Genomic DNA, 19,666 nt, shown 5'->3' on the forward strand with positions numbered 1-19,666 from the left:
GATCGCGATCTTTGCGTCGGGCAACCATGGCAGAAGCGGTGCTGGTGCCACCGGCTGAAGCCCGGCCGCTCCAGGCTGGCGTCCATCACGAGTCAAGCGCATCCAAGTGGCCAAGTCCGCGCAGGTAAACCACATGCCACCGCCGGGTGCCAGCCCGTCCAGAGTCCACGGCACGGCGGGGCGTCCGCCCAGTAGTCCCTTCTCCCATCCGTGAGGCAGGCCGGCCCGGGTGACGGAAAGGGATGTGCCTGTCAGATCAAAAGGGGTGAGAATCCGCATACCGGGCACGTGTGCGCTGGACAGAACCCTCGACGAAAAAACGCCTCGCCCGAGTCAGCCACGTCCATACAATGGCTGAGGTCGAAGCGTTCTTCACCCAGATGAAGACCGCCACCGAGACCGGCAGCGACACCACCATCACGTTGGTCGAGTACGTCAACTCCATCGGGGCCCGCTGGAAGCGCGGGTTGGACCTCACCTCCACCGCCGAGTTATATGACGCCGGCCTGCGCTCGCGCGTCCTTCCCGCACTGGGCCACATCAAGGTAGCCAACATCGGCGCCGGAATGATCGACCGCACCATTGACCGGTGGGAAACCGATCTAAGTGCGTCGACGATCAAGAACTCCATCGCACCGTTTGTTCGCGTGCTCGATGAGGCCACCCGGGACGATATCATCGCCATCAATCCTGCCAAACACCGAGCCCGGCGCAGCTTCAACAAGAACATCAGCCGCGGCACCGGAACACTCCGAACCCACGCGATCCCCGATCTCGCAACCCTGACCAAGCTCGCCGAAGCATGCGCGAGGATCCATCAAAGCTACTCCGACCACGTCATGCTCGCCGCACTCCTGGCCGCCCGCGGCTCGGAAGTCTCCGGCCTGCTCGTCGGCGACATCGACTGAACCAACCGCGTCGTCACAATCGAACGACAGCTCTACCCCGGCAGCGGGGGCCTTGTCACCAAACAGACGAAGGGCCGACGAGCACGCTACGTGCCGATCCTAAACGCCCTGGAGCCGGTCCTTCATCGTCTCACAGACGGCAAGACCCCCGACGACCCTCTTTTACGAGGACCGCGTGGCGGAGTGCTGACCACGGCGACGGTCCGTGACGCAACCAAGTGGGAGCATCTGGTCGCTGAGCTCGGCCTTCCCGGGCTCACCCGACATGGACTCCGGCACACGGGAGCGACCTGGCTCGCCGACTCAGGGGTACCGCTGCACGTACTCCAGCAAATCCTCGGCCACCAATCGATCGAGACCACCACGGCCTACCTGCATCCCGACCACCGTCACCTTGCCGAAGCCGCTGAGCAGGCCAACCGATTCTTGTCCCAGTCGCCCAACCGAAGACAGGAGAAACTCCCCTACACACCAACTCTGTGACCTGCTCAACACGATGAGCTCCGGTGCCTCAAAGGCCGCCGGAACCTCACCATGCCACAAAAATTGGTCCACTCCGGGGACTTATTGGTCCACTCCGGAGCTTCCAAGACGACGAAGCCCTGATGAACAAACCGCTCTCATCAGGGCTTTTATTGTCGGGCTGACAAGATTTGAACTTGCGACCCCTTGACCCCCAGTCAAGTGCGCTACCAAGCTGCGCCACAGCCCGTGACCTCATTCTCAAGAGTAGTGAAGTTATTCACCGCTCGACGCGACGTGAGGCAACTCGATAATCCTAGCCGTTCCTGAAGCGACTTGCTTGTCGGGGTGCACGACTCGAAGGTCCCTCGTTTCTCGCGCCGCTCCGAAAGCCAGGCTCATTTGAGTTGTGTCGGCGACGCCAGTATCCCTCGCTGCCCCCCGAACGCTCGAGAACGGATCAACCCACACACAACGGGCCCAAGAAATTTGGAGGTGCCGACAGGATTCGAACCTATAAAATCTCGCTCTGCAAGCGAGCCCCTTGACCATTCGGGCACAGCACCGTGGTGTTCTCAATCCGCGCTGTTACGCGCATTCTCACCGGCTACAACGCTACATGACGGATGACGCCAGGCAGAATCCGCCCCCCTCACCCCTTTACACACAACACCGTTCGCAGGTGCTGCACGACCTCGACCAGATCTTTCTGCGCCTCCAACACCGAATGCAAGTCCTTGTACGCTTCTGGAAGCTCATCGATGATGCCGGCATCGCGCCTGGACTCGACGTTGCCCAGCTGCGCGGCGATCGCCGCCGCACCCCGGTCGTTGCGGGTGAATGCCCGCCGTGCCGCAGTGCGGCTCATCCGCCGGCCGGCACCATGCGACGCAGACTGGAAAGAGGCCGGATTGCCGAGACCACGCACCACATGGCTGCCGGTTCCCATAGATCCGGGGATGAGCGCCAGGTCACCGCTGCCGGCACGAATGGCACCTTTGCGCGTGACCAGCATGGGTCTGCCGTCGATCTGCTCTTCGGCAACGTAGTTGTGGTGCACGTTGATCGGCTCATCGAAGGTGACGTCGTGGCCGTCGAAGTGCTCCTCGACGATGCGCTTGAACAGACCCATCATCACTGCGCGAGAGCGCAACGCGAACTCCTGCGCCCACTCGAGGTCGCGCCGGTACGCGGCCATCTCAGCGGTGTCCCGAAAGAACACGGCCAGGTCGCGGTCAGGCAGATCTTGGTTGTGCGGCAGGCCCTTCGCCACACTGATGTGGATGTCCGCGAGTTCCTTGCCGATATTTCGGGAGCCGGAGTGCAGGGTCAACCAGACCCGATCGTCAGCATCCAGACACAGCTCAATGAAGTGATTGCCGCCGCCCAAGGTGCCCATCTGGGCCTGCGCCCGGGTCTCCAGGTACTGCACCCCGTCGTCGAGATCGCGAAACTTCGACCAGAACGATTGCCAACCGCGCTCCAGCCCGAGCGCCTTCACGTCGACGTTCTCATCGTGGCTGTGAAACCCGACCGGGATGCGCGACTCGATCGCGCTTCGCAACGAATGGAGGTTGTCTGGCAGGTCATGGGCGAACAGGTTGGTGCGCACACCCGACACACCGCATCCGATATCCACCCCGACGGCAGCCGGCGAAATGGCATGCTCCATCGCGATGACAGACCCGACCGTCGCACCTTTGCCGAGGTGCACATCCGGCATCACCCGCAACCCGTGCACCCACGGCAGGGCCGCGATGTTTCGCAGTTGCTGCAACGCCTGCTCGTCGACATCGCGTTCCGTCGCCCACATGAGCGTCGGAGCCTTCGCACCGCGAAGCTCGACCGGGTAGCTATCCCGTACCCGCTTCACACGCCTCACGCAGCAACCAGACCCGCCGTCTGGTGGTAGACGGTCGTCAATGCGTCATACTGCTCCGGCGTGAGCTCGTCACGGTACAAGTCGGCGAGCACTGCCCACCGCAGCGCGCCGAGGATTCGCTCACGACCGGAGATACGCCCGAATGCCGCCATGGCACCCCCGATGGTCTCGGTAACTTCCGTCACATGGTCGGCATAGCCTTCCAACCGCACTAGGATGTTCCGGCCATCGACGAACTGGTCGTGCGCCTCACGGCTCGCTGTTCTGCGAAACACGTCATTCTGTCGGCCGGCTTCACGAAATTGCTCGTGGGTGAAGCCGGTGATGCATTTCAATATTTGGTTCATGATTTCTCACCTCTCACGTATCTGCGGCGCTGCGACCAGCTGGTGGGATTGACTCCCCCCGAACCGTCACCGATGACGGTTCCCGTCTCTTTCAATGGGTATGGTTTTGGCAGCGAGTTTCTTTCGCGCATGCCTTGCAACAACTGTGGAAGTCGCCTTTATCTGCGACCATTCGGCCAGGCCCGGTGGCCTTCCCAAACGAGCATGATGCCCCGCCGACGGCGTGCCCTGGTGGCCCTGCCGCCGTTCTTGACTCTGACCCTCTTGATACTGTCTTTGTCGAATCTGGCGTGGCCGACTCAATGACTTCGACGTCGGTTCTTTCGCGACCCCGACCGGATTTGAACCGGCGACCTCCACCGTGACAGGGTGGCGAGCACTCCAAACTGCTCCACGGGGCCATCTCGAACCTGTGCCGGGCTCGGCTGGATGAGCCGGTGATCTCACCCGATCGATGTGCAAGTCGATTGATGCGCCAATCCACGTCCCGCTACAAACATAATACCAGATCAGCAAGAATTTCTGAGATCGTGGGCACCGACGGTGGTGTTGGCCAGCCCATTTAGACCCTTTCGGAATCCGCAAAGCCAAAGTACTGATGGGATACGGTGAACGAAGGCAGATCGAATCTGCCTCGGAGGTGCACATGATGCGAAAGACGTCGCTGACAGCGTTGGCACGGCACGAGCTCGAGCACGCGTCCGAGCTTGCGAGCGGCCGGAGCGCAACCACCGTGTTCGGCGGGCACGACAGAACACTGCGACAGACCGTCATCGCGATGCGAGCGGGACAATCGCTGGCCGAACACGAGAGCCCGGGCGAGGCCACGGTGCACGTGCTCACCGGACGGGTCATTCTTCACGCCGGCGAGCGCAAATGGTCAGGCTGGGTCGGCGATCTGATCATCGTTCCCGACGCGCCTCACTCGCTCGAGGCGGTCGAAGACTCCGTGGTTCTGCTGACCGTGGCGAAAGTCATGCCGCAGGCCCACGCACAGTCGTAGGCCAAAGCTCAGTCATAGGCCCAAGCTCATGCTCGGGCCCCGCGCAGCCTCGCGCTCAGATGAACACGATGCCGTTCTGCAACCTCGTGCGCACCTCGAACACCTCGTCCACACTGGTGCGCGGCCCGTCACTGACACCGTCGCGCAGCAACTGCGGCAGAAGCGACCGCCTCACCACCACGGTGTCGGCGTTGCGTCCGCGCTTGACGGAGACCATCGGTTCGGCCAGATCATCATCTGGCACCACGATGACACGTGCGGTGAACTTGACTCCGAGCGCACGCCCGAGCGTCTTGGCTCCCCGGGTGAGGGCTCGCACCGGCTCATCCCCTGCGCGAACGGGGTCACCGGTGATCTCACCACGCACGACCTTCACCGGGCTCCCCCAGTCCTCCGAGAGAATCGCGAACAACCCGGCCGGCCCGAGCACCACATGGTCGATCTTGCCCGAAAGCGAGTGCAGGTCACGCCCGGTCGCGACATCACTCCAGATGGTGTAGCCGATGCCAAGGGCAGAAACCTGCTTCACGGTGGCCTCCTGCGCCAGCGCCTTCGCCAGCCAGTGCCGCACCTCACGCGGCGCCGAACGCACCAACGCCGGGTCGTACGGGTCATCCACCGTCACTCCACGGCCGGCCCACTCCCGAATCAGTGCCAAGAACTGCACCCTGGCCGCTCCACCCGGATGACCGTAGCTGCGCGCCCGAGGCCTCGACCGCTGCGCGGGCTTACGGGCCGTCGGCGGCTGCGGCGCGTAGGTCTCATGCACCGGTTCGGACACCCGCCAGTTGCGGCCGCGTTCGTATGCGGCCCGCGCATCCGGGGTGCCCACCTTCTCCCACGCCGTCTGCACCGCCTGGAACTTGGCCGCCTCTCCCCCGGTATCCGGATGAGTCTGCCTGGCCTGCTTGCGATAGGCGCGCCGCAACTCCTCCTGGCTGGCCTTCGCGCTCACGCCGAGCACCTCGTACGGCGTGCGCGCGGCCGGACTCTCGGGCATTCGAGGGAGAACTTTCTTTCGGGGATGAGGCGCAGGATGACGTCGCCCGAGATACGACGATACCTGCCAACGCCACAGGTTGCCGAATTCGTGGCACGTCCCGCGTTCGCCTCCGTGCAACCGAGGCCTCTGAGCGCGAAACTCAGCGCGGGTTGAAAGCGCGCACCCCGCAGGGGCGCCCTACTCGCTCAGCACGGAGAGCACATTGCCAGCCGGGTCCTTGAACCAGGCGATGTCGGGGCCGTGGCCGCGCATGATCCCCTTCGCGTCGGTGCTCATCCCGCCCATGTCTGAGTCGTCGTAGATCTTCGTGCGCACCCCCAGTTCGTTCAACTGGTCGACGGCGGCCTCGACGTCATCGACCACGAAATTCAACATGGTGTAGCTGGCGGGCTGGTGATCTTCTTTCGGGTAGAGCAGCACCTGCGCCCCACCGGGCAGCGTGATCCTGGCAGTGCCCATCTCGCCGTCGACGACGGCCAGGCCGAGCGTCTCGCCATAGAACCTCTTCGCCGCGGCGAGGTCGTCCACACTGAAGCCGGATAGTGCGTGAGTCGGAGTAAACATGAGATCTGCACTTTCGCCGAGGGCCCCGCGTCGACCGCCGAGCACCGTGATTGTATATGGCAATTTCACAACGTCCGCGCCCGATCGGCAACCATTTTTCCGATCCGGGCGACAAAGTGAGAAGCTGGAAGGCATATCCGATGAGCCGTGATGCCGTGGCCGCGCCCCAGCGAAGCGGTTTGCTCGCACAGGAGTTGACCCATGTTGTTTCGTGATCGAACCGACGCCGGCCGAAAATTGGCCGCCCGCCTCGAGGATCTGGCCGCCGAGAAGCCCATCATCCTGGCCCTGCCCCGCGGTGGGGTGCCGGTGGCCGGCGAGGTCGCGCTGGCCCTGGATGCCCCCCTCGACGTCATCGTTGTGCGCAAACTAGGGGCACCGTTCAACGAGGAGTTCGCGATGGGCGCCATCGGCGACGGCGTCGAGGTGCTGCACGACGAGACGATCCGCTCCCTGAACGTGACACCCGCGCAGCTGGAGAAAGTGCGGGCGCGAGAACGGGCGGAACTCGACCGGAGACTGGCGCGGTTCCGGGCCGGGCGACCGCCTCTCGACCTGCAGGGGCGAACCGCAGTCGTGGTCGATGATGGCATCGCCACCGGTGCCACGGCGATGGCCGCGTGCGCCGTGGCGCGCGCTCTCGGCGCCGCCCGCGTCGTGCTGGCCGTACCGGTGGCCCCGCCCGACTTCGACCCCGGCGACCAGGTCGACGAGTTCATCTGTCTGGAGAGGCCGCCGCATTTCATGGCGATCGGACAGTGGTACACCGACTTCACCCAGACGACCGACGATGAGGTGTTGCGCTGGCTGGAGAAGTAGCCAATGCCTCGGCCGGCTGCTCCACCCGTGTCCCTCGGATCATTGCCGACGTCGGATGTTCCCGACGCCTGTTTTGTCGAACGAGCCAGCGAATGTGACCGCCGTGCGTGCCACATCGACGTGATAGCCGGATGCGTCAGTCGACCTGCTCGAAATACCAGGGGTCGTCGTGCATCAGCCAGTACCTGGACTTGATCTCCTCCGTCACCGGGCCGGGCACCCCGGCACCGACCGGGCGGCCGTCGATCGCACAGACCGGCATGATCCCGCCGGCCGTGCTGGTCACGAAGACCTCGTTCGCCTCGACCAGTTCGTCGTAGGACAGTGCACGCTCCTCGACGGGCAGGTCGAGCTCGGCCCCCAGCTCGGCGCCGATCTCCAACGCCGTTTTACGGGTGACCCCTTTCAGAACCCCGGCCTTCGGCGTCACCAGCGCTCCCGCGGTCACCGCGAACACGTTGAATCCGGGGCCTTCGACGACGTTGCCATCGGCATCCGACAGCAATGCGGTCTCGGCGTCGTGGTCGTAGGCGTCGAAGAGGCCCTGCACCAGGTCGAGCCAGTGGTAGTTCTTGACGGTGGGGTCGACCGATTCGGGTGCGATCCGCTGCACCCGGCTGACATGCACCGAAAGGCCCTGCTCCTGCTGCTCGGGGGTGGCGATCCATGCGAACGGCACCGCGAAAGCATAGAACTGGTTCACGCAGTCACGCGGGTCGCGCGAGCCCGGCGCAGCCATTCCGCGGGTGCAGATCATCTCGACATAGGCGTTCGCCAACCCGGATGCCCGCACACAGTCATGCAGGATCCGCCGGATTTCTTCGCGGTCGATCGGCAGCGACATTCGCAGTTTCTTCATGCCCCGCTCGAAGCGGTCGAGATGGTCACCCAGCCTGAAGAAACGCCCCCGCCAGACGTGGGCCACATCGTAGGTGGCATCGGAGTGCAAGAAACCGAGGTCGAGGATCGGAATCACGGCCTCGCTGATCGGCACGATCTTTCCGCCGATGTAGGCCGCGCCCGCGGTGACGACATTCGCGTTACCGGATGCCGCGCCCTCGGACGCACTCCCGATCGGCGCACGCTCTGAGGCACCCCGAGCCACCGAAGCACCGGAGTTGCCGCCCGGCGTGGGAGGTTCCATCACCATGAGCGACCCACAATCTATCAGTGCCTCAAGACCTCAGTGCCTCAAGACCTCAGTGCCTTGAGTTCTCAGGGCGCCAACGCCCCAGCGTCCCAGTGATCTCACCCTACGCGACCGGTGGCTCCCTCGCCGCGCACACGCAGAACATGTTGAGGGGCGCCAGAACGCTCCAGAATTGCGTGACCACCAGCACCACGGCGTCGAGGGGTCAAGATACGCGCCAGAATCACTGATTATGGTGAGGATCTTGACCCCTGACCGGTTTTTGAGGCGCGCATGGGTGCGGGAAGGGGTTGCGAGACCCGGGCCCGGTCAGGACGGGCGAACCGGGATCAGTTGCGCTTGCGCTTCTCGCGCACGCGCATGTTCACGATGATCGGCGTGCCCTGGAAGCCGTAGATCTCGCGCAGGCGACGCGTGATGAACCGCCGGTAACCCGGGTCGAGAAACCCGGTGGTGAACAACACGAACGTGGGCGGTCGCGACGCGGCCTGTGTACCGAACAGGATCCGCGGCTGCTTTCCGCCACGCACCGGGTGCGGATGCGATGCTGTGAGCTCTGCCAGCAGTGCGTTGAACTTGCCCGTCGGGATGCGGGTGTCCCACGACTCCAGTGCCAACTCGAGTGCGGGCACGAGCTTCTCCAGGTGCCGGCCGGTCTTCGCCGACAGGTTCACCCGGGGCGCCCAGGTCACGTGGTGCAGGTCCTGCTCGATCTCGCGCTCAAGGTAGAAACGGCGGTCATCGGTGAGCAGGTCCCACTTGTTGAAGGCCAGCACGAGGGCACGGCCGCTCTCGAGAACCAGGTCGATGATGCGAACATCCTGCTCGCTGATCGGCTCGGTCACATCGATCATCACGACCGCGACCTCTGCCTTCTCGAGCGCAGCCGTCGTGCGCAACGACGCGTAGAAGTCGGCGCCCTGCGCCAGGTGCATCCGGCGTCGGATGCCCGCAGTGTCGACGAACCGCCACACCTTGCCGCCGATTTCCACCTGCTCGTCCACCGGGTCGCGGGTGGTGCCGGCCAGGTCGTTGACCACGACCCGCTCTTCACCGGCAGCCTTGTTCAACAGCGATGACTTGCCCACGTTCGGTCGGCCCAGGATGGCCACCCGTCGCGGGCCGCCCACCTCCTGCTTGGCAACGGCAGAGATCTCCGGCAGTTCGGCCAGGATCACGTCGAGCATGTCGGCAACGCCCCGCCCGTGCAGGGCCGACACCGGCATCGGCTCGCCCAGCCCCAGCGACCACAGCGCCGTTGCGTTCGGCTCCTGCCGCACATCGTCGACCTTGTTCGCGGCCAGGAACACCGGCTTGTTGCTCTTGCGCAGCATGCGCACCACGTGCTCATCCGTCGAGGTCGCGCCCACGTTGGCGTCGACGACGAACAGTACGGCATCGGCAAGTTCCACTGCGATCTCGGCCTGTTGCGCCACCGAGGCGTTGATGCCTTTCGCGTCGGGCTCCCACCCCCCGGTGTCGACCATGGTGAACCTGCGCTCGCCCCACTCCCCCTGGTACGACACGCGGTCGCGGGTCACACCTGGGGTGTCCTCGACCACTGCTTCACGGCGACCGAGGATGCGGTTCACCAGGGCAGACTTGCCCACGTTCGGCCGACCGACGATCGCCAACACGGGCAACGCCGGCAGGTAGGTGATCTCGTCGATGTCGTCAGTGGCGTGCGAGAGGATGTCGAGGTCTTCGTCCTCGAGTTCGTAGGCCTCAAGCCCGGAGCGCAATGCGGCCGAGCGCTGGCTGACCAGCTCCTCGTCGAGGGAGTCGATGCGCTCGGCGAAATCGCCCTCGAGAGCCGGGTAGTTGTCTTCTTCACCCGAGCTGTTCGGTGTGGTCGGTCGGCTATAGGCCATGCGAATTCCTCGCTGTTTCATCGCGGACAACGGCGACCACCGCGTCAATGGTCTGCTCGAAGTCAAGTTCTGTGGAGTCGACGGTCAGAACGCCGTCTGCGGCGTTCATGAAATCCACCACTCTCATGTCGGCCTCATCCCGCGACCTGAGCTGGCTCGCGGTGACGTGGGCCGGTTGGCTGGAGACCTCAGCGGAACGCCTCGCCATTCTAGCCTCCTCAGATGCGGTCAACAGAATGCGAACCTGAGCATCCGGTGCGACCTGGGTGGTGATGTCGCGCCCCTCCACCACGATCCCCGGCCGCGTGCAGCTGAGGATGCTCTGGCGAAACAGTTCCGTCAACGCCCGCCTGATCGCCTGCACGCGCGCAATCCGGCTCACCGAACGGGTCACCCGGGTCTCGCGGATCGCGTCAGTCACATCGATGTCTCCCACCCGGGCCACGAACGCGTCGGGGTCGACGCCGATGGAGACCTCACCCGCTTCGACGCGGGCATCCACCACTGCAGCGAGCTCGTCGTCGGAGAACTTCTCGAGGTCGTCGCCGAGCTGCTCCAACGCCAACCAGGTCGACGCGCGATACGCCGCCCCGGTGTCGAGAAACCCGTAACCGAGCCGGCGGGCTGTGGCCTTGCTCACGCTGGACTTGCCGCTGCCGGCCGGCCCGTCGATGGCGACGACAATGATTTCAGGCGCGCCTTCGGCCCGATGCCTGCCGCTCATTTCTTCTCCTTGGCCTGGCGAGCAACCGTCAGGATCGCGCCCAATTCCTCACGGCGCAGTTCGCGCACCTTTCCCGAAGCCAGGCTGCCCAATTGCAGCGGACCGAACGAGCGGCGCACCAGTTCCTGCACCGGGTGCCCCACCGCGTCGAGCATGCGCCGAACGATACGGTTGCGGCCGGAATGCAGGGTGATCTCCACCAGGGTCGACGCTCCTCCGGGCTTGCTGGCCACGATGCGGGCGGCGTCGGCCGTGATCGGGCCGTCTTCGAGCTCGATGCCACGGGTCAACAGTTGCAGGGTCTGCCCGGTGACAATGCCGGCCACCTTGGCGACATAGGTCTTCGTCACCTCGAACGAGGGATGGGACAGCACGTGAGCCAGCTCGCCATCGTTGGTGAGCAGCAGCAGGCCGGAGGTCTGGGCATCCAACCGTCCCACATTGAACAGTCTCTCGTCATAGCGCGCGGTGTACTGGGCGAGGTCGGGCCGGCCCGACTCGTCGCTCATCGAGCTGACCACGCCGACCGGCTTGTTCAGCATCAGGTAGCGTTTGGACTGGTCCAGTTGAACCGCCTGGTTGTCGACGGCGATCTCGTCGGCTTCCGGATGCACTCGTCGCCCGAGTTCACGCACCACTCTGCCGTTCACCCGCACGCGCCCGGCGAGGATCATCTCCTCGGAGGCCCTCCTCGACGCCACTCCCGCCGCGGCCATCACTTTTTGTAGCCGCACGCCGTCAGCGGCGGGCTCCTCACGATTGGGGCGTCTGTTATCTGACATCGATGTCCTCGAATCCTTGTGATCCATCGGCCAACAGTTCGGAGACTGCCGGCAGTTCGTCCAATGAGTTGACCCCGAGCTGAACGAGCAGGAGGTCGGTGGTGATGTAGTTGATGGCCCCGGTCTCGGAGTCGGCGAACGCCTCGGTGATCAGGCCGCGGCCGACGAGAGTGCGCACCACCGAGTCGACATTCACCGCCCGGATGGATGCGATCTCCCCGCGCGTGATCGGCTGCTTGTAGGCGATGACGGCGAGGGTTTCCAGCGCCGCCTGGCTGAGCCGTGACGGGTTCTGGGTGAGCACGAAGTCGGCGACCACCGGGTCGTACTCGGGGCGCACATAGATGCGCCAGCCGCCGGCGACCTCACGCAGCTCGAAGCCGCGGCGAACAGTGCCGTCGATACCGTCAAAGTCGGCGACCAGCCGCTCGACCGCCTGCCTGACGACCGGGACAGGGCGGGAGATCGCGGTGGCAAGGCTCACCAGTGACTGTGGTTCGTCGGCGACCATCAGGATCGCTTCCAACGCCCGGTCAATGTCGAGCGCCGGCAGTGGGCTCCCCTCCGTCGCGTCGTCGGGCCCGGTTGTGGCATCAGGATCCGCGGCGTCACCAGGCAGCACCGCGCCAGCGGGTTCGCCCACACCATCCAGCCCTGCCGTGGCATCCGCATCCGACTCAACCGTCATAATCAGCTCCCAGGTTGGCCAGATTGTCATCGGACCACGATTCAGATTCCCAGCGCAGCACCAGTTCGCCGAGCGGTTCCAACTGTTCGAACGACACCGCCTGGTGCCGATACAGCTCGAGCACAGCCAAGAACCGGGCGACCACCACTCCGGGCTCGTTGACCCCGGCTACCAGCTGCCGAAACGAGACGGGTTCGCCCGAGCGCAGCACGTCCACGACGTGGGCCGCCTGTTCCCGAATGCTGACTAGCGGCGCATGCAGATGATCCAACCCCACCATGGGGATCTCGCGCGGAGCCAGAGCGAGTGCGGCGAGTGCGGCGAAGTCGTCGAGGGTGTGCGTCCAGACCAACTCAGGGGTCTGCTCCCGATACTTCTCCTCGAGCCGCACCGAGCGCACGTGCCGGGAGATCTCGTGGGTGATGCGCACGTCGAACCAGCCGGCCACCTCTTTGAATGCCCGGTACTGGAGCAGGCGGGCGAACAGCAGGTCACGTGCCTCCAGCAGCGCCACGTCCTCGCTGTCGACCAGTTCGCCCTGCGGCAGCAGCCCCACCACCTTGAGGTCGAGCAGAGTGGCCGCGACGACCAGAAACTCGGTGGCTCGGTCGAGTTCGTCGGCGACATCCAACCCGCGCAGGTAGGCGATGAACTCGTCGGTCACGCGGCTGAGCGAGATCTCGGTGATATCGAGTTCGTGCTTGCCGATCAGGCTGAGCAGCAGGTCGAACGGCCCCTGGAAGTTGCTCAGGGCGACGGTGAACTCGGCCGGTTCGCTAGATCCGGCATCCGGGTTCTCCGAGGTGGTCACACTATGCAATGGCACCGCGGTGGATCAGCTCTCGGGCCAGTTGCTGGTAGGCCTTGGCCGCCGGATGCTCGGGAGCGAACTGGGTGATCGGGGCTGCAGCGACCGAGGCATCGGGAAACTTCACGGTTCTGGAGATCACCGATTCCAGCACGTTGTCACCGAACTGGTCGACCACGCGCTGCAACACTTCGCGGGCGTGCAAGGTACGGGAGTCATACATGGTGGCGACAATGCCGTCGAGCATTATGGCCGGGTTGAGCCGGTCGCGCACCTTGTCGATCGTTTCGATCAGCAGGGCCACCCCGCGCAGGGCGAAATATTCGCATTCGAGCGGGATCAGAACACCGTGGCTCGCGGTGAGCGCATTCACGGTGAGCAGCCCGAGCGAGGGCTGGCAGTCGACCAGGATCACGTCGTACTCCTGGGCCACATTGCGTAGCACCCGAGAGAGAATCTGCTCGCGCGCGACCTCATTCACCAGGTGCACCTCTGCGGCCGACAGGTCGATGTTCGCGGGAATCACATCGAGCCCGGGTGTGCTGGTGGGTCTGATCACCTGGTGAGCGTCTTTCACGGTGCCCAGAAGCAGGTCGTAGATGGTGAGGGTGTCGTGGGTGGCAACCCCGAGGCCGGCTGACAGGGCACCCTGTGGGTCGAAGTCGATGGCGAGCACGCGGCGGCCGTACTCGGCGAGCGCCGCGCCCAGGCTGATGGTGGTCGTGGTCTTGCCCACGCCGCCCTTCTGGTTGCAGAGGGAGATGATGCGAGCAGGTCCGTGCGCCTTCAGCGGTTTGGGCTCCGGAAACTCGGTCCGTGGCCGGCCCGTTGGGCCGAGTACAGGAGCTTCCAGACCGGTGAGTTCCGGCTCGTCGACTTTGGTTCTCGCCACGACTTACTTCCCTCGCTCCCGAATACCGGGTCGGCGCACTTCGGCCGACGTGTCGAGTCTACCGATTCTGCGGCCCACGACAGGCCAACACCGTCCGCGTTGCGCGTGCCAGCGCAACCCACATCTGCACAGCGCGCGCCAGCGCAACACACGACAACACCGCGCGCCCATCGTTGTGCGCGGTGCACAGACAGAGCGAGGGTCCTCCTAGAACCGAAGCAGGTAGCCGTCGGCGACGTTACCGTCAGCCGTGTTACCGCCCCACACGAAGAGCACCTCGGAGTTGCTGACCGCGGTCTGCCCCGACCGGGCGCCCCAGCCCGGGGCAGGAACCGGCGTCCACTCTCCGGTCGCCGGATTGAACAGATGGCCGGCGACGAAGGTGCTGTCGCCAATCGTCAACCCCCGGCCGCTCAGCCCATCGCTGCCCTCGAAACCGGGTCCGTTCAGGCCCTCGCCCTCGAACCCGGCTCCGCGGGGAGGCTCCGGCAGCACACTCCACGACGAATCCGCCGGGTCGAAAACTCCCCCATTGGCATAGGAGCGGCCCCAGTTGTTCTGGCTCCCACCGTCTTCCGAAGCGGTCCACGGAAACACCACTTGGCCGGCAACCGCCGTGGCGATCCCGCCGAGAATCTCGCTGTCCGGCAACAGCGTCCACTGTTCGAGAGCTTGGTCGAGCACGGCCATCCTCATCAGTTTCAGCTCCGGTCGCACCCCGGGGTCAGCGACCAGGTCGTGAGTGGTCAGCAGCAGGGAATCACCCAACCACACTCCCTCGCGAAAGCTACTGGGTCCGAGGGGGTCTGCTGGCAATGAAATCCAGCCCTGGCCCTGCGGATCGAAAACACTGTCCACCGCCTCTTCCAGGGAATCCGAGGTTCCGATCGCCACCACTCGGTCCCCGGCGGCGACGAGCATCGACACCACTGACGGCGCCGGCAGTCTCGCCCACGCATCCGCGGCCGGGTCGTAACGAAGGAAAACCACCGGGCTGTCTTCTCGACCGATGTCCTCGGTCAAAAGGTAGAGCTGGTTGTTCACCACCACGTGGCCCCACCGGCTGACGACGGGCACCGGTGCCGCTGCGATTTGCTGCCAGGTGCCGGTCGCTGGGTCGAAGCTCGCCCCGTCGCTGAGCGGCGGCAGCAGCGGGGCCAGACAATCTGCGGTGGGCGGGCACGGGTCGTCTGACCAGCCACCGACAACCACGAACCGCTCACTCACCCACGCTCCGGCCGCATCTCGCCGCGGCGACAATGGGCTCTCGGGAAGCGTTGACCATGATGCACCGGCCGCCGTCGACACGGCCGTTTCGGGCGGCTCGGATGTCGGTGCGGAAGCCGGCGCCGCTGCGCAACCGGAGAGCCCTCCGGCCAGAACGATCGCGGCCAGTGATGCAGCGATCGAGCCCACCTGGCCATACCCGCGTGCGGTCATACCCCAGTGTCGACCGGTGACCGCGCCGTGGGCAATGACGGTGCGGCCACGGTTGGGTAACGTTCTCGTTTCACCGGCACCGACGTTCGGCTATCGGAGGTCAGCTCGAACCTGCCCGCCGGCCACCAAGGTGCCGCACGGCCAGAGTGTCGCGCGGCCAGAGTCGTGTACGGCCGGAGTCGTGCACCGTCCGAGAGCGAGTTCAGCCGCGCGCGGGCAGGGTGACCCGGGCGGTGACCAGGTCTGAGGGCACCGGGGTGTGCGAGATGAGCAGCACGGCCCGTGCATCGTCGGCGGCCGCGGTGAGGATATCGCGGATCAACCGCTCCCCCGTCTCCCGGTCGACGTTCGCGGTCGGCTCGTCGATCACCAGGATCTCGAAGTCGGCGAGCAGGGCGCGGGCGAGGGCGATCCGCTGCGCCTGGCCACCGGAGACGAGCGCTCCCCGCTCGCCCACACGGGCCTCCAGTCCCCCGCGTTCGGCCAGCCACTCCCCGAGACCCACCCGCTCAAGCACCTCGATGAGGTCGTCGTCGGTGGCGGTGTCGCGTGCGAACAGCAGGTTCTGGCGGATGCTTTCGTCGAACAACCACGGATCCTGCTGGCACAGGCCCACGACCTTTCGCAACCGATCATGGGGCCATTCCCGGGCCTCGATGCCGTCGAGACGGTAGCTGCCGGTGTATTCCAAGAAGCGCACCAACGCCATCGCGACGGTGCTCTTGCCCGATCCGCTCGGGCCGGCCAGGTGCACCCGGTCACCGGGAGCGAGTCGGAGGCTCACCCCTGAGACGGCATCGCTGCCGGCGCCGGGCCACCGCACGGCGACGTCGGCCAATTCGAGAACGTGGCCGGTGGGGTTTCGAGACGATCCTCCTTCGTCGGATCCCTCAACCCGCGGAAAAACCTCAACCCCGCGGTTTCGAGACGATCCTTCTTCGTCGGCTCCCTCAACCCGCGGAAAAACCTCAACCCCGCGGTTTCGAGACGATCCTCGTACCTCGGCTCCCTCAACCCGCGAAAAACCTTCCCCCTTACGCTGGCTGAGGGGTCGCGCAGCGCTCCCCCTCGCACGGCCGCCGGATGCTGGCGCATCGTTCGGTACCGGCGATGTGGGCCCAGTCTCGAAGCCCTGCGCGGGTTGCGACTCGTCGGTGTCCCGCTCCGCCGAATACTCGCTTGGAATCTCAGCCGGCACGCCGGTCGGAACCGCGGTGGCCACCCGGCGGGCGCTGGAGCGCACCTGCCGCCAAGCGCCGAGGGCGGCCGGCATCACGGCGAACACCTCGAACACGGCCATGGGCACCAGCACGATCACGGCGAGCGCGGGCCCGGTCAGCGTCCAGGACTGGGCCGTCGCCCCGGTGTCGAGCGCCGGGATGCCGATGACGAGCGTCGCCACGGTCACCAGACCCGCAAACAGGGCGACGATCGCGGCCTGCACGCCCATACCGAGGGACCGCCCGAGCGTCGCCCGGCGCAACCGGGCATCCGCGTCGCGCACTCGATCCAGCCGGCCCCCCAGCGCCCCGAAGGCGCTGAGAACGTCCAGATTCTGCACCGTCTCCAACACCTCTTCGGTGAGTTCACCGCGCAGCGGTGCCAGTCTGCGCTCACTGACCGCCGCCAGGATGCTCGCCGAGCCGGTTCCGAGCAGTGCCGCCAGCACCAGGCCGGCGGCGAGACAGGCGGCGGCCATCGGGTGCAGCAGGGCGACACCGGCAACGGCAAGAACGGCCACGATGACGGCGGTCACAACCGGCTGCACGACCCTGAGCGGCAGGTCTTGCAGGTCGTCGACATCGCGCACCAGCCGCGTCAGCAGGTCGCCGCGGCGGGTGCGGGTCAGCCCGGCCGGTGCCAACGGCATCATTCGGGCGAGCAGGCCGAGGCGCACATCCGTCAACTGCCGGAAGGCGGCATCGTGGCTGGCCAGACGCTCCAGGTAGCGGAACACGGCACGCCCGAGGGCGAACGCGCGCACCCCGACGACCGCCATCGACAGGTACAGGATGGGCGGCATCTCGGCGGCGCGGGTGATCAGCCACGCCGAGACCGCGAGAAGCCCCACCCCGAAGCCGGCGCTGAGCACGCCCGCCAGCAGCCCGGGGAGAAAGCGCCTGAAACCGGGCTGTGCGAGCCGGAGGACCGGGCGGAGGTCGACGGCCCCGGGCACGTCGGCGCCGGAGTCGTCGGCTCTGGGCAGTTCGGTTCTAGGCAGTTCGGTTCTAGACATACGCACGCTCCCCCATCCGCAACTCGGTGTCGGCGGCGTCGAGCAGCGCTGGCCGATGGCTGACCACGATCACGGTCCGACCCTGGTCGGCGAGCAGGCGAAGTCCGTGGATGAGTTTCTGCTCGGCGTCGGCGTCGAGCGCCGAACTGGGCTCGTCAAGCGCCACCACCGCACAATCGTGCCGTTGGCTGCGGTAGAGGGCCCGTGCTACCGCCACCCGTTGCGCCTGGCCGCCGGAGAGCCCTGCCCCGTTTACCCCAAGCATCTCGGAACCGTCCAGTTCGCCGGCCGCGGCGGCCTCGAGTGACCAGGCCACCAACGCGGAGTCGAATTCGTCCGCCGGATCGCCCAGGGCCACGTTCTCGGCCACGGTTCCGGTCATCAGTCCGGGGCGCTGCCCCGCCCAAGACAGCCAGGCGCGATCGTCGGTGGGGGTGATCTCGTGTCCGGCAAGGGTGATGCGTCCGCCATACGGGGTGAACCCGAGCAGGGCGCCGATGAGGGTCGATTTTCCGCAGCCGCTTGGGCCGGAGACGACCGTGATCTGTCCGGGGGCGAATTCGGCGTTGAGCCTGTCGAGCACGCGGTGGGTGCCGCGGGTGACGGTGAGCTGCTCCACGCGAAGGAGGGCGCGGGGGTTTCGAGACGATCCTCCTCCGTCGGATCCCTCAACCCGCGGAAAAACCCCAACACCGCGGTTTCGAGACGATCCTCGTACCTCGGATCCCTCAACCCGCGGAAAACTCCCCACCCCGCGGTTTCGAGACGATCCTCGTACCTCGACCCGCGAGGATGCCCCTTTACGCTGGCTGAGGGGACGCGCAGCGACCGTCTCGAAGCCCCGCACGGATTGCAGTGGGTTTCGAGACGATCCTCCTCCGTCGGATCCCTCAACCCGCGGGACAAGCCCAACACCGCGGTTTCGAGATAATTCTCGTACCTCGGATTCCTCAACCAGCGAGGCGGAAGCGTCACGCTGCTGAGCGGCGGGCTGCTCCTCGAGGATCTGGAAGACCTCCTCGGCGGCGGCCACGCCGTCGGCGGCGGCGTGGAACTGGGCGCCGACCTGGCGCAGCGGTGCGAACGCCTCCGGCGCCAGCAGCAGCACGAACAGGCCGACCGCCAGCGACAGCTGGCCGTCGAGCATCCGCAGGCCGACCGAGACCGCGACCAGCGCCACCGACAGGCTGGCCGCCAGCTCAAGGGCGAATCCGCTCAAGAAGGTGACCCGAAGAACGCGCATCGTTTCGACGCGGTAGTCGTCGGTGACGCGCCTCACCCGGTCGAACTGCCGCCGTTCACGGCCGAAGATCTTGAGCGTCGACAGTCCCCCGACCAGGTCCAGAAACGCCGTCGACAACGTCTGCAGGCTCTCCCAGGAGCGCTGCTGCACCGCCTGGGTTCGCCAGCCGATCAGCATCATGAAGATCGGGATGAGCGGCAGCGCGATGATCACAGTCACTCCGCTCGGCACATCCAGCCAGAACATCGCCGCCACCAGGATCGGCGTGGCGATCACGGTCAGCAGCAGCTGCGGCAGGTAGCGGCCGAAGTAATCGTCGAGGGCGTCGAGCCCGGTCGAGATCACCGTCGTGACCCGCACACTGCGCCGCCCGGCCAGCCAGTCCGGCCCGAGCTCGCCCACTCGGCTGAGTACCAGGGTGCGCAATTGGCTCTTCACCCGCGCGGCCCCCCGCGTGGCCGTCACCTCGACCAGCCAGATGAGCACCGAGCGCACGATCACCACCGCCGCCAGAGCGCCCACCTGCTGGGCCAGTCGCCCCAGAGGCTGCCCGTCGATGGCCGAGGATATCACGCTGCTCAGCAGCCAGCAGAACGCGACGATCGTGACCGTCTGCGCAAGGCCGAGCACCGCGCCGAGCGCGAGGAAGCTCCGCGCCGCGGTGGCGTGGGTGAGCAGCCTGGGGTCGAGGGGGCGCATCGCGGAGTCGGGTCAGCTCCCGGCCGGTGGGGCGTCGACCTGGTTCAGACCCGCGTCGAGTTCGTCCATGTCGTCGCCGCTGGCGGTGACGGCCTGTTCGGCTGCGAGATGGTCGCTGCGCAACCCCTCAGCCAACGTAAGAGCA

At 65.9% G+C, this 19,666-nt stretch carries 18 protein-coding genes and 3 tRNA genes; 4 read left to right on the forward strand and 17 right to left on the reverse strand.

The window, feature by feature from the left end:
* Nucleotides 1-350: 350 nt before the first annotated feature.
* On the forward strand, nucleotides 351-908 hold the full coding sequence (locus DL891_RS17565) for a hypothetical protein (protein WP_232819219.1): 558 nt from the start codon (nucleotides 351-353) through the stop codon (nucleotides 906-908).
* 18 nt (nucleotides 909-926) lie between these two features.
* Entirely contained in the window at nucleotides 927-1,391 is a 465-nt protein-coding gene (locus tag DL891_RS17570) for a tyrosine-type recombinase/integrase (protein ID WP_255563109.1), read from the forward strand.
* Nucleotides 1,392-1,546: 155 nt separating this feature from the next.
* Here the strand turns inward: DL891_RS17570 and DL891_RS15710 are convergent.
* From DL891_RS15710 to DL891_RS15730, 5 genes are all read right to left on the reverse strand, one after another.
* A tRNA-Pro gene (locus DL891_RS15710) sits at nucleotides 1,547-1,620 on the reverse strand.
* A gap of 240 nt (nucleotides 1,621-1,860) precedes the next feature.
* A tRNA-Cys gene (locus tag DL891_RS15715) sits at nucleotides 1,861-1,936 on the reverse strand.
* A gap of 86 nt (nucleotides 1,937-2,022) precedes the next feature.
* The gene (locus DL891_RS15720) at nucleotides 2,023-3,183 is read right to left on the reverse strand and encodes an RtcB family protein (RefSeq protein ID WP_111721449.1); all 1,161 of its coding nucleotides are present in this window, start codon (nucleotides 3,181-3,183) and stop codon (nucleotides 2,023-2,025) included.
* 65 nt (nucleotides 3,184-3,248) lie between these two features.
* A complete protein-coding gene (locus DL891_RS15725) occupies nucleotides 3,249-3,599 on the reverse strand; it encodes a hypothetical protein (RefSeq protein ID WP_157962563.1) in 351 nt (116 codons plus the stop codon).
* Between the two features lie 326 nt (nucleotides 3,600-3,925).
* Nucleotides 3,926-4,000 (reverse strand) — tRNA-Asp (locus DL891_RS15730).
* A gap of 248 nt (nucleotides 4,001-4,248) precedes the next feature.
* On the opposite strand from DL891_RS15730, the gene DL891_RS15735 reads away from it, so the two are divergent.
* Nucleotides 4,249-4,602 (forward strand): cupin domain-containing protein, encoded by a 354-nt coding sequence (locus DL891_RS15735; protein ID WP_111721470.1) that lies wholly within the window; start codon nucleotides 4,249-4,251, stop codon nucleotides 4,600-4,602.
* A 55-nt stretch (nucleotides 4,603-4,657) separates the two neighbouring features.
* Here DL891_RS15735 and DL891_RS15740 read toward each other — a convergent pair whose 3' ends face one another.
* Nucleotides 4,658-5,602 carry a J domain-containing protein gene (locus DL891_RS15740; protein WP_111721451.1) on the reverse strand — a complete coding sequence of 315 codons (945 nt, stop codon included), beginning with the start codon at nucleotides 5,600-5,602 and terminating at the stop codon, nucleotides 4,658-4,660.
* A gap of 180 nt (nucleotides 5,603-5,782) precedes the next feature.
* Nucleotides 5,783-6,169 carry a VOC family protein gene (locus tag DL891_RS15745; protein WP_111721471.1) on the reverse strand — a complete coding sequence of 129 codons (387 nt, stop codon included), beginning with the start codon at nucleotides 6,167-6,169 and terminating at the stop codon, nucleotides 5,783-5,785.
* A 201-nt stretch (nucleotides 6,170-6,370) separates the two neighbouring features.
* Here DL891_RS15745 and DL891_RS15750 point away from each other — a divergent pair, with 201 nt between their 5' ends.
* Nucleotides 6,371-6,988, forward strand: coding sequence for a phosphoribosyltransferase (locus tag DL891_RS15750; RefSeq protein ID WP_111721452.1), 618 nt, complete (start codon nucleotides 6,371-6,373; stop codon nucleotides 6,986-6,988).
* Between the two features lie 136 nt (nucleotides 6,989-7,124).
* Here the strand turns inward: DL891_RS15750 and DL891_RS15755 are convergent, their stop codons facing one another.
* The 10 genes from DL891_RS15755 to DL891_RS17580 form a co-directional block, all read right to left on the reverse strand.
* The gene (locus DL891_RS15755) at nucleotides 7,125-8,132 is read right to left on the reverse strand and encodes an aminotransferase class IV (protein ID WP_111721472.1); all 1,008 of its coding nucleotides are present in this window, start codon (nucleotides 8,130-8,132) and stop codon (nucleotides 7,125-7,127) included.
* Nucleotides 8,133-8,467: 335 nt separating this feature from the next.
* On the reverse strand, nucleotides 8,468-10,009 hold the full coding sequence (gene der / locus DL891_RS15760; protein WP_111721453.1) for a ribosome biogenesis GTPase Der: 1,542 nt from the start codon (nucleotides 10,007-10,009) through the stop codon (nucleotides 8,468-8,470).
* Nucleotides 9,999-10,733: a (d)CMP kinase gene (cmk, locus tag DL891_RS15765; RefSeq protein WP_111721454.1), complete on the reverse strand. Its 735-nt coding sequence runs from the start codon at nucleotides 10,731-10,733 to the stop codon at nucleotides 9,999-10,001. The genes der and cmk overlap by 11 nt, the downstream gene beginning before the upstream one ends.
* Nucleotides 10,730-11,515: a pseudouridine synthase gene (locus DL891_RS15770; protein WP_111721455.1), complete on the reverse strand. Its 786-nt coding sequence runs from the start codon at nucleotides 11,513-11,515 to the stop codon at nucleotides 10,730-10,732. The genes cmk and DL891_RS15770 overlap by 4 nt, the downstream gene beginning before the upstream one ends.
* Nucleotides 11,505-12,233 carry an SMC-Scp complex subunit ScpB gene (scpB, locus tag DL891_RS15775; RefSeq protein WP_255563108.1) on the reverse strand — a complete coding sequence of 243 codons (729 nt, stop codon included), beginning with the start codon at nucleotides 12,231-12,233 and terminating at the stop codon, nucleotides 11,505-11,507. The genes DL891_RS15770 and scpB overlap by 11 nt, the downstream gene beginning before the upstream one ends.
* Nucleotides 12,193-13,014 (reverse strand): ScpA family protein, encoded by an 822-nt coding sequence (locus DL891_RS15780; RefSeq protein ID WP_111721457.1) that lies wholly within the window; start codon nucleotides 13,012-13,014, stop codon nucleotides 12,193-12,195. Before DL891_RS15780 ends, scpB begins: the two co-directional genes overlap by 41 nt.
* Nucleotide 13,015: 1 nt before the next feature.
* Nucleotides 13,016-13,903: a ParA family protein gene (locus tag DL891_RS15785; protein ID WP_111721458.1), complete on the reverse strand. Its 888-nt coding sequence runs from the start codon at nucleotides 13,901-13,903 to the stop codon at nucleotides 13,016-13,018.
* 207 nt (nucleotides 13,904-14,110) lie between these two features.
* On the reverse strand, nucleotides 14,111-15,343 hold the full coding sequence (locus tag DL891_RS15790; protein ID WP_111721459.1) for a hypothetical protein: 1,233 nt from the start codon (nucleotides 15,341-15,343) through the stop codon (nucleotides 14,111-14,113).
* Between the two features lie 202 nt (nucleotides 15,344-15,545).
* Nucleotides 15,546-17,579 carry an amino acid ABC transporter ATP-binding/permease protein gene (locus DL891_RS17575; protein ID WP_232819221.1) on the reverse strand — a complete coding sequence of 678 codons (2,034 nt, stop codon included), beginning with the start codon at nucleotides 17,577-17,579 and terminating at the stop codon, nucleotides 15,546-15,548.
* On the reverse strand, nucleotides 17,572-19,521 hold the full coding sequence (locus DL891_RS17580) for an ABC transporter ATP-binding protein/permease (RefSeq protein WP_232819222.1): 1,950 nt from the start codon (nucleotides 19,519-19,521) through the stop codon (nucleotides 17,572-17,574). The genes DL891_RS17575 and DL891_RS17580 overlap by 8 nt, the downstream gene beginning before the upstream one ends.
* Nucleotides 19,522-19,666: the final 145 nt, after the last annotated feature.

This window comes from Homoserinimonas sp. OAct 916 (assembly GCF_003260275.1).
GTDB lineage: Bacteria > Actinomycetota > Actinomycetes > Actinomycetales > Microbacteriaceae > OACT-916.

Excerpts from the sequence above, each read along its gene's own strand:
- der (WP_111721453.1), bottom strand. The coding sequence starts at position 10,009 with ATGGCCTATAGCCGACCGACCACACCGAACAGCTCGGGTGAAGAAGAC.
- DL891_RS15720 (WP_111721449.1), bottom strand. The coding sequence starts at position 3,183 with ATGTGGGCGACGGAACGCGATGTCGACGAGCAGGCGTTGCAGCAACTG.
- DL891_RS17565 (WP_232819219.1), top strand. The coding sequence starts at position 351 with ATGGCTGAGGTCGAAGCGTTCTTCACCCAGATGAAGACCGCCACCGAG.
- scpB (WP_255563108.1), bottom strand. The coding sequence starts at position 12,233 with ATGACAATCTGGCCAACCTGGGAGCTGATTATGACGGTTGAGTCGGAT.
- DL891_RS15755 (WP_111721472.1), bottom strand. The coding sequence starts at position 8,132 with ATGGAACCTCCCACGCCGGGCGGCAACTCCGGTGCTTCGGTGGCTCGG.
- DL891_RS15745 (WP_111721471.1), bottom strand. The coding sequence starts at position 6,169 with ATGTTTACTCCGACTCACGCACTATCCGGCTTCAGTGTGGACGACCTC.
- DL891_RS15725 (WP_157962563.1), bottom strand. The coding sequence starts at position 3,599 with ATGAACCAAATATTGAAATGCATCACCGGCTTCACCCACGAGCAATTT.
- DL891_RS17575 (WP_232819221.1), bottom strand. The coding sequence starts at position 17,579 with ATGTCTAGAACCGAACTGCCTAGAACCGAACTGCCCAGAGCCGACGAC.
- DL891_RS15770 (WP_111721455.1), bottom strand. The coding sequence starts at position 11,515 with ATGTCAGATAACAGACGCCCCAATCGTGAGGAGCCCGCCGCTGACGGC.
- DL891_RS15740 (WP_111721451.1), bottom strand. The coding sequence starts at position 5,602 with ATGCCCGAGAGTCCGGCCGCGCGCACGCCGTACGAGGTGCTCGGCGTG.
- DL891_RS15750 (WP_111721452.1), top strand. The coding sequence starts at position 6,371 with ATGTTGTTTCGTGATCGAACCGACGCCGGCCGAAAATTGGCCGCCCGC.
- cmk (WP_111721454.1), bottom strand. The coding sequence starts at position 10,733 with ATGAGCGGCAGGCATCGGGCCGAAGGCGCGCCTGAAATCATTGTCGTC.
- DL891_RS15790 (WP_111721459.1), bottom strand. The coding sequence starts at position 15,343 with ATGACCGCACGCGGGTATGGCCAGGTGGGCTCGATCGCTGCATCACTG.
- DL891_RS17580 (WP_232819222.1), bottom strand. The coding sequence starts at position 19,521 with ATGCGCCCCCTCGACCCCAGGCTGCTCACCCACGCCACCGCGGCGCGG.
- DL891_RS15735 (WP_111721470.1), top strand. The coding sequence starts at position 4,249 with ATGCGAAAGACGTCGCTGACAGCGTTGGCACGGCACGAGCTCGAGCAC.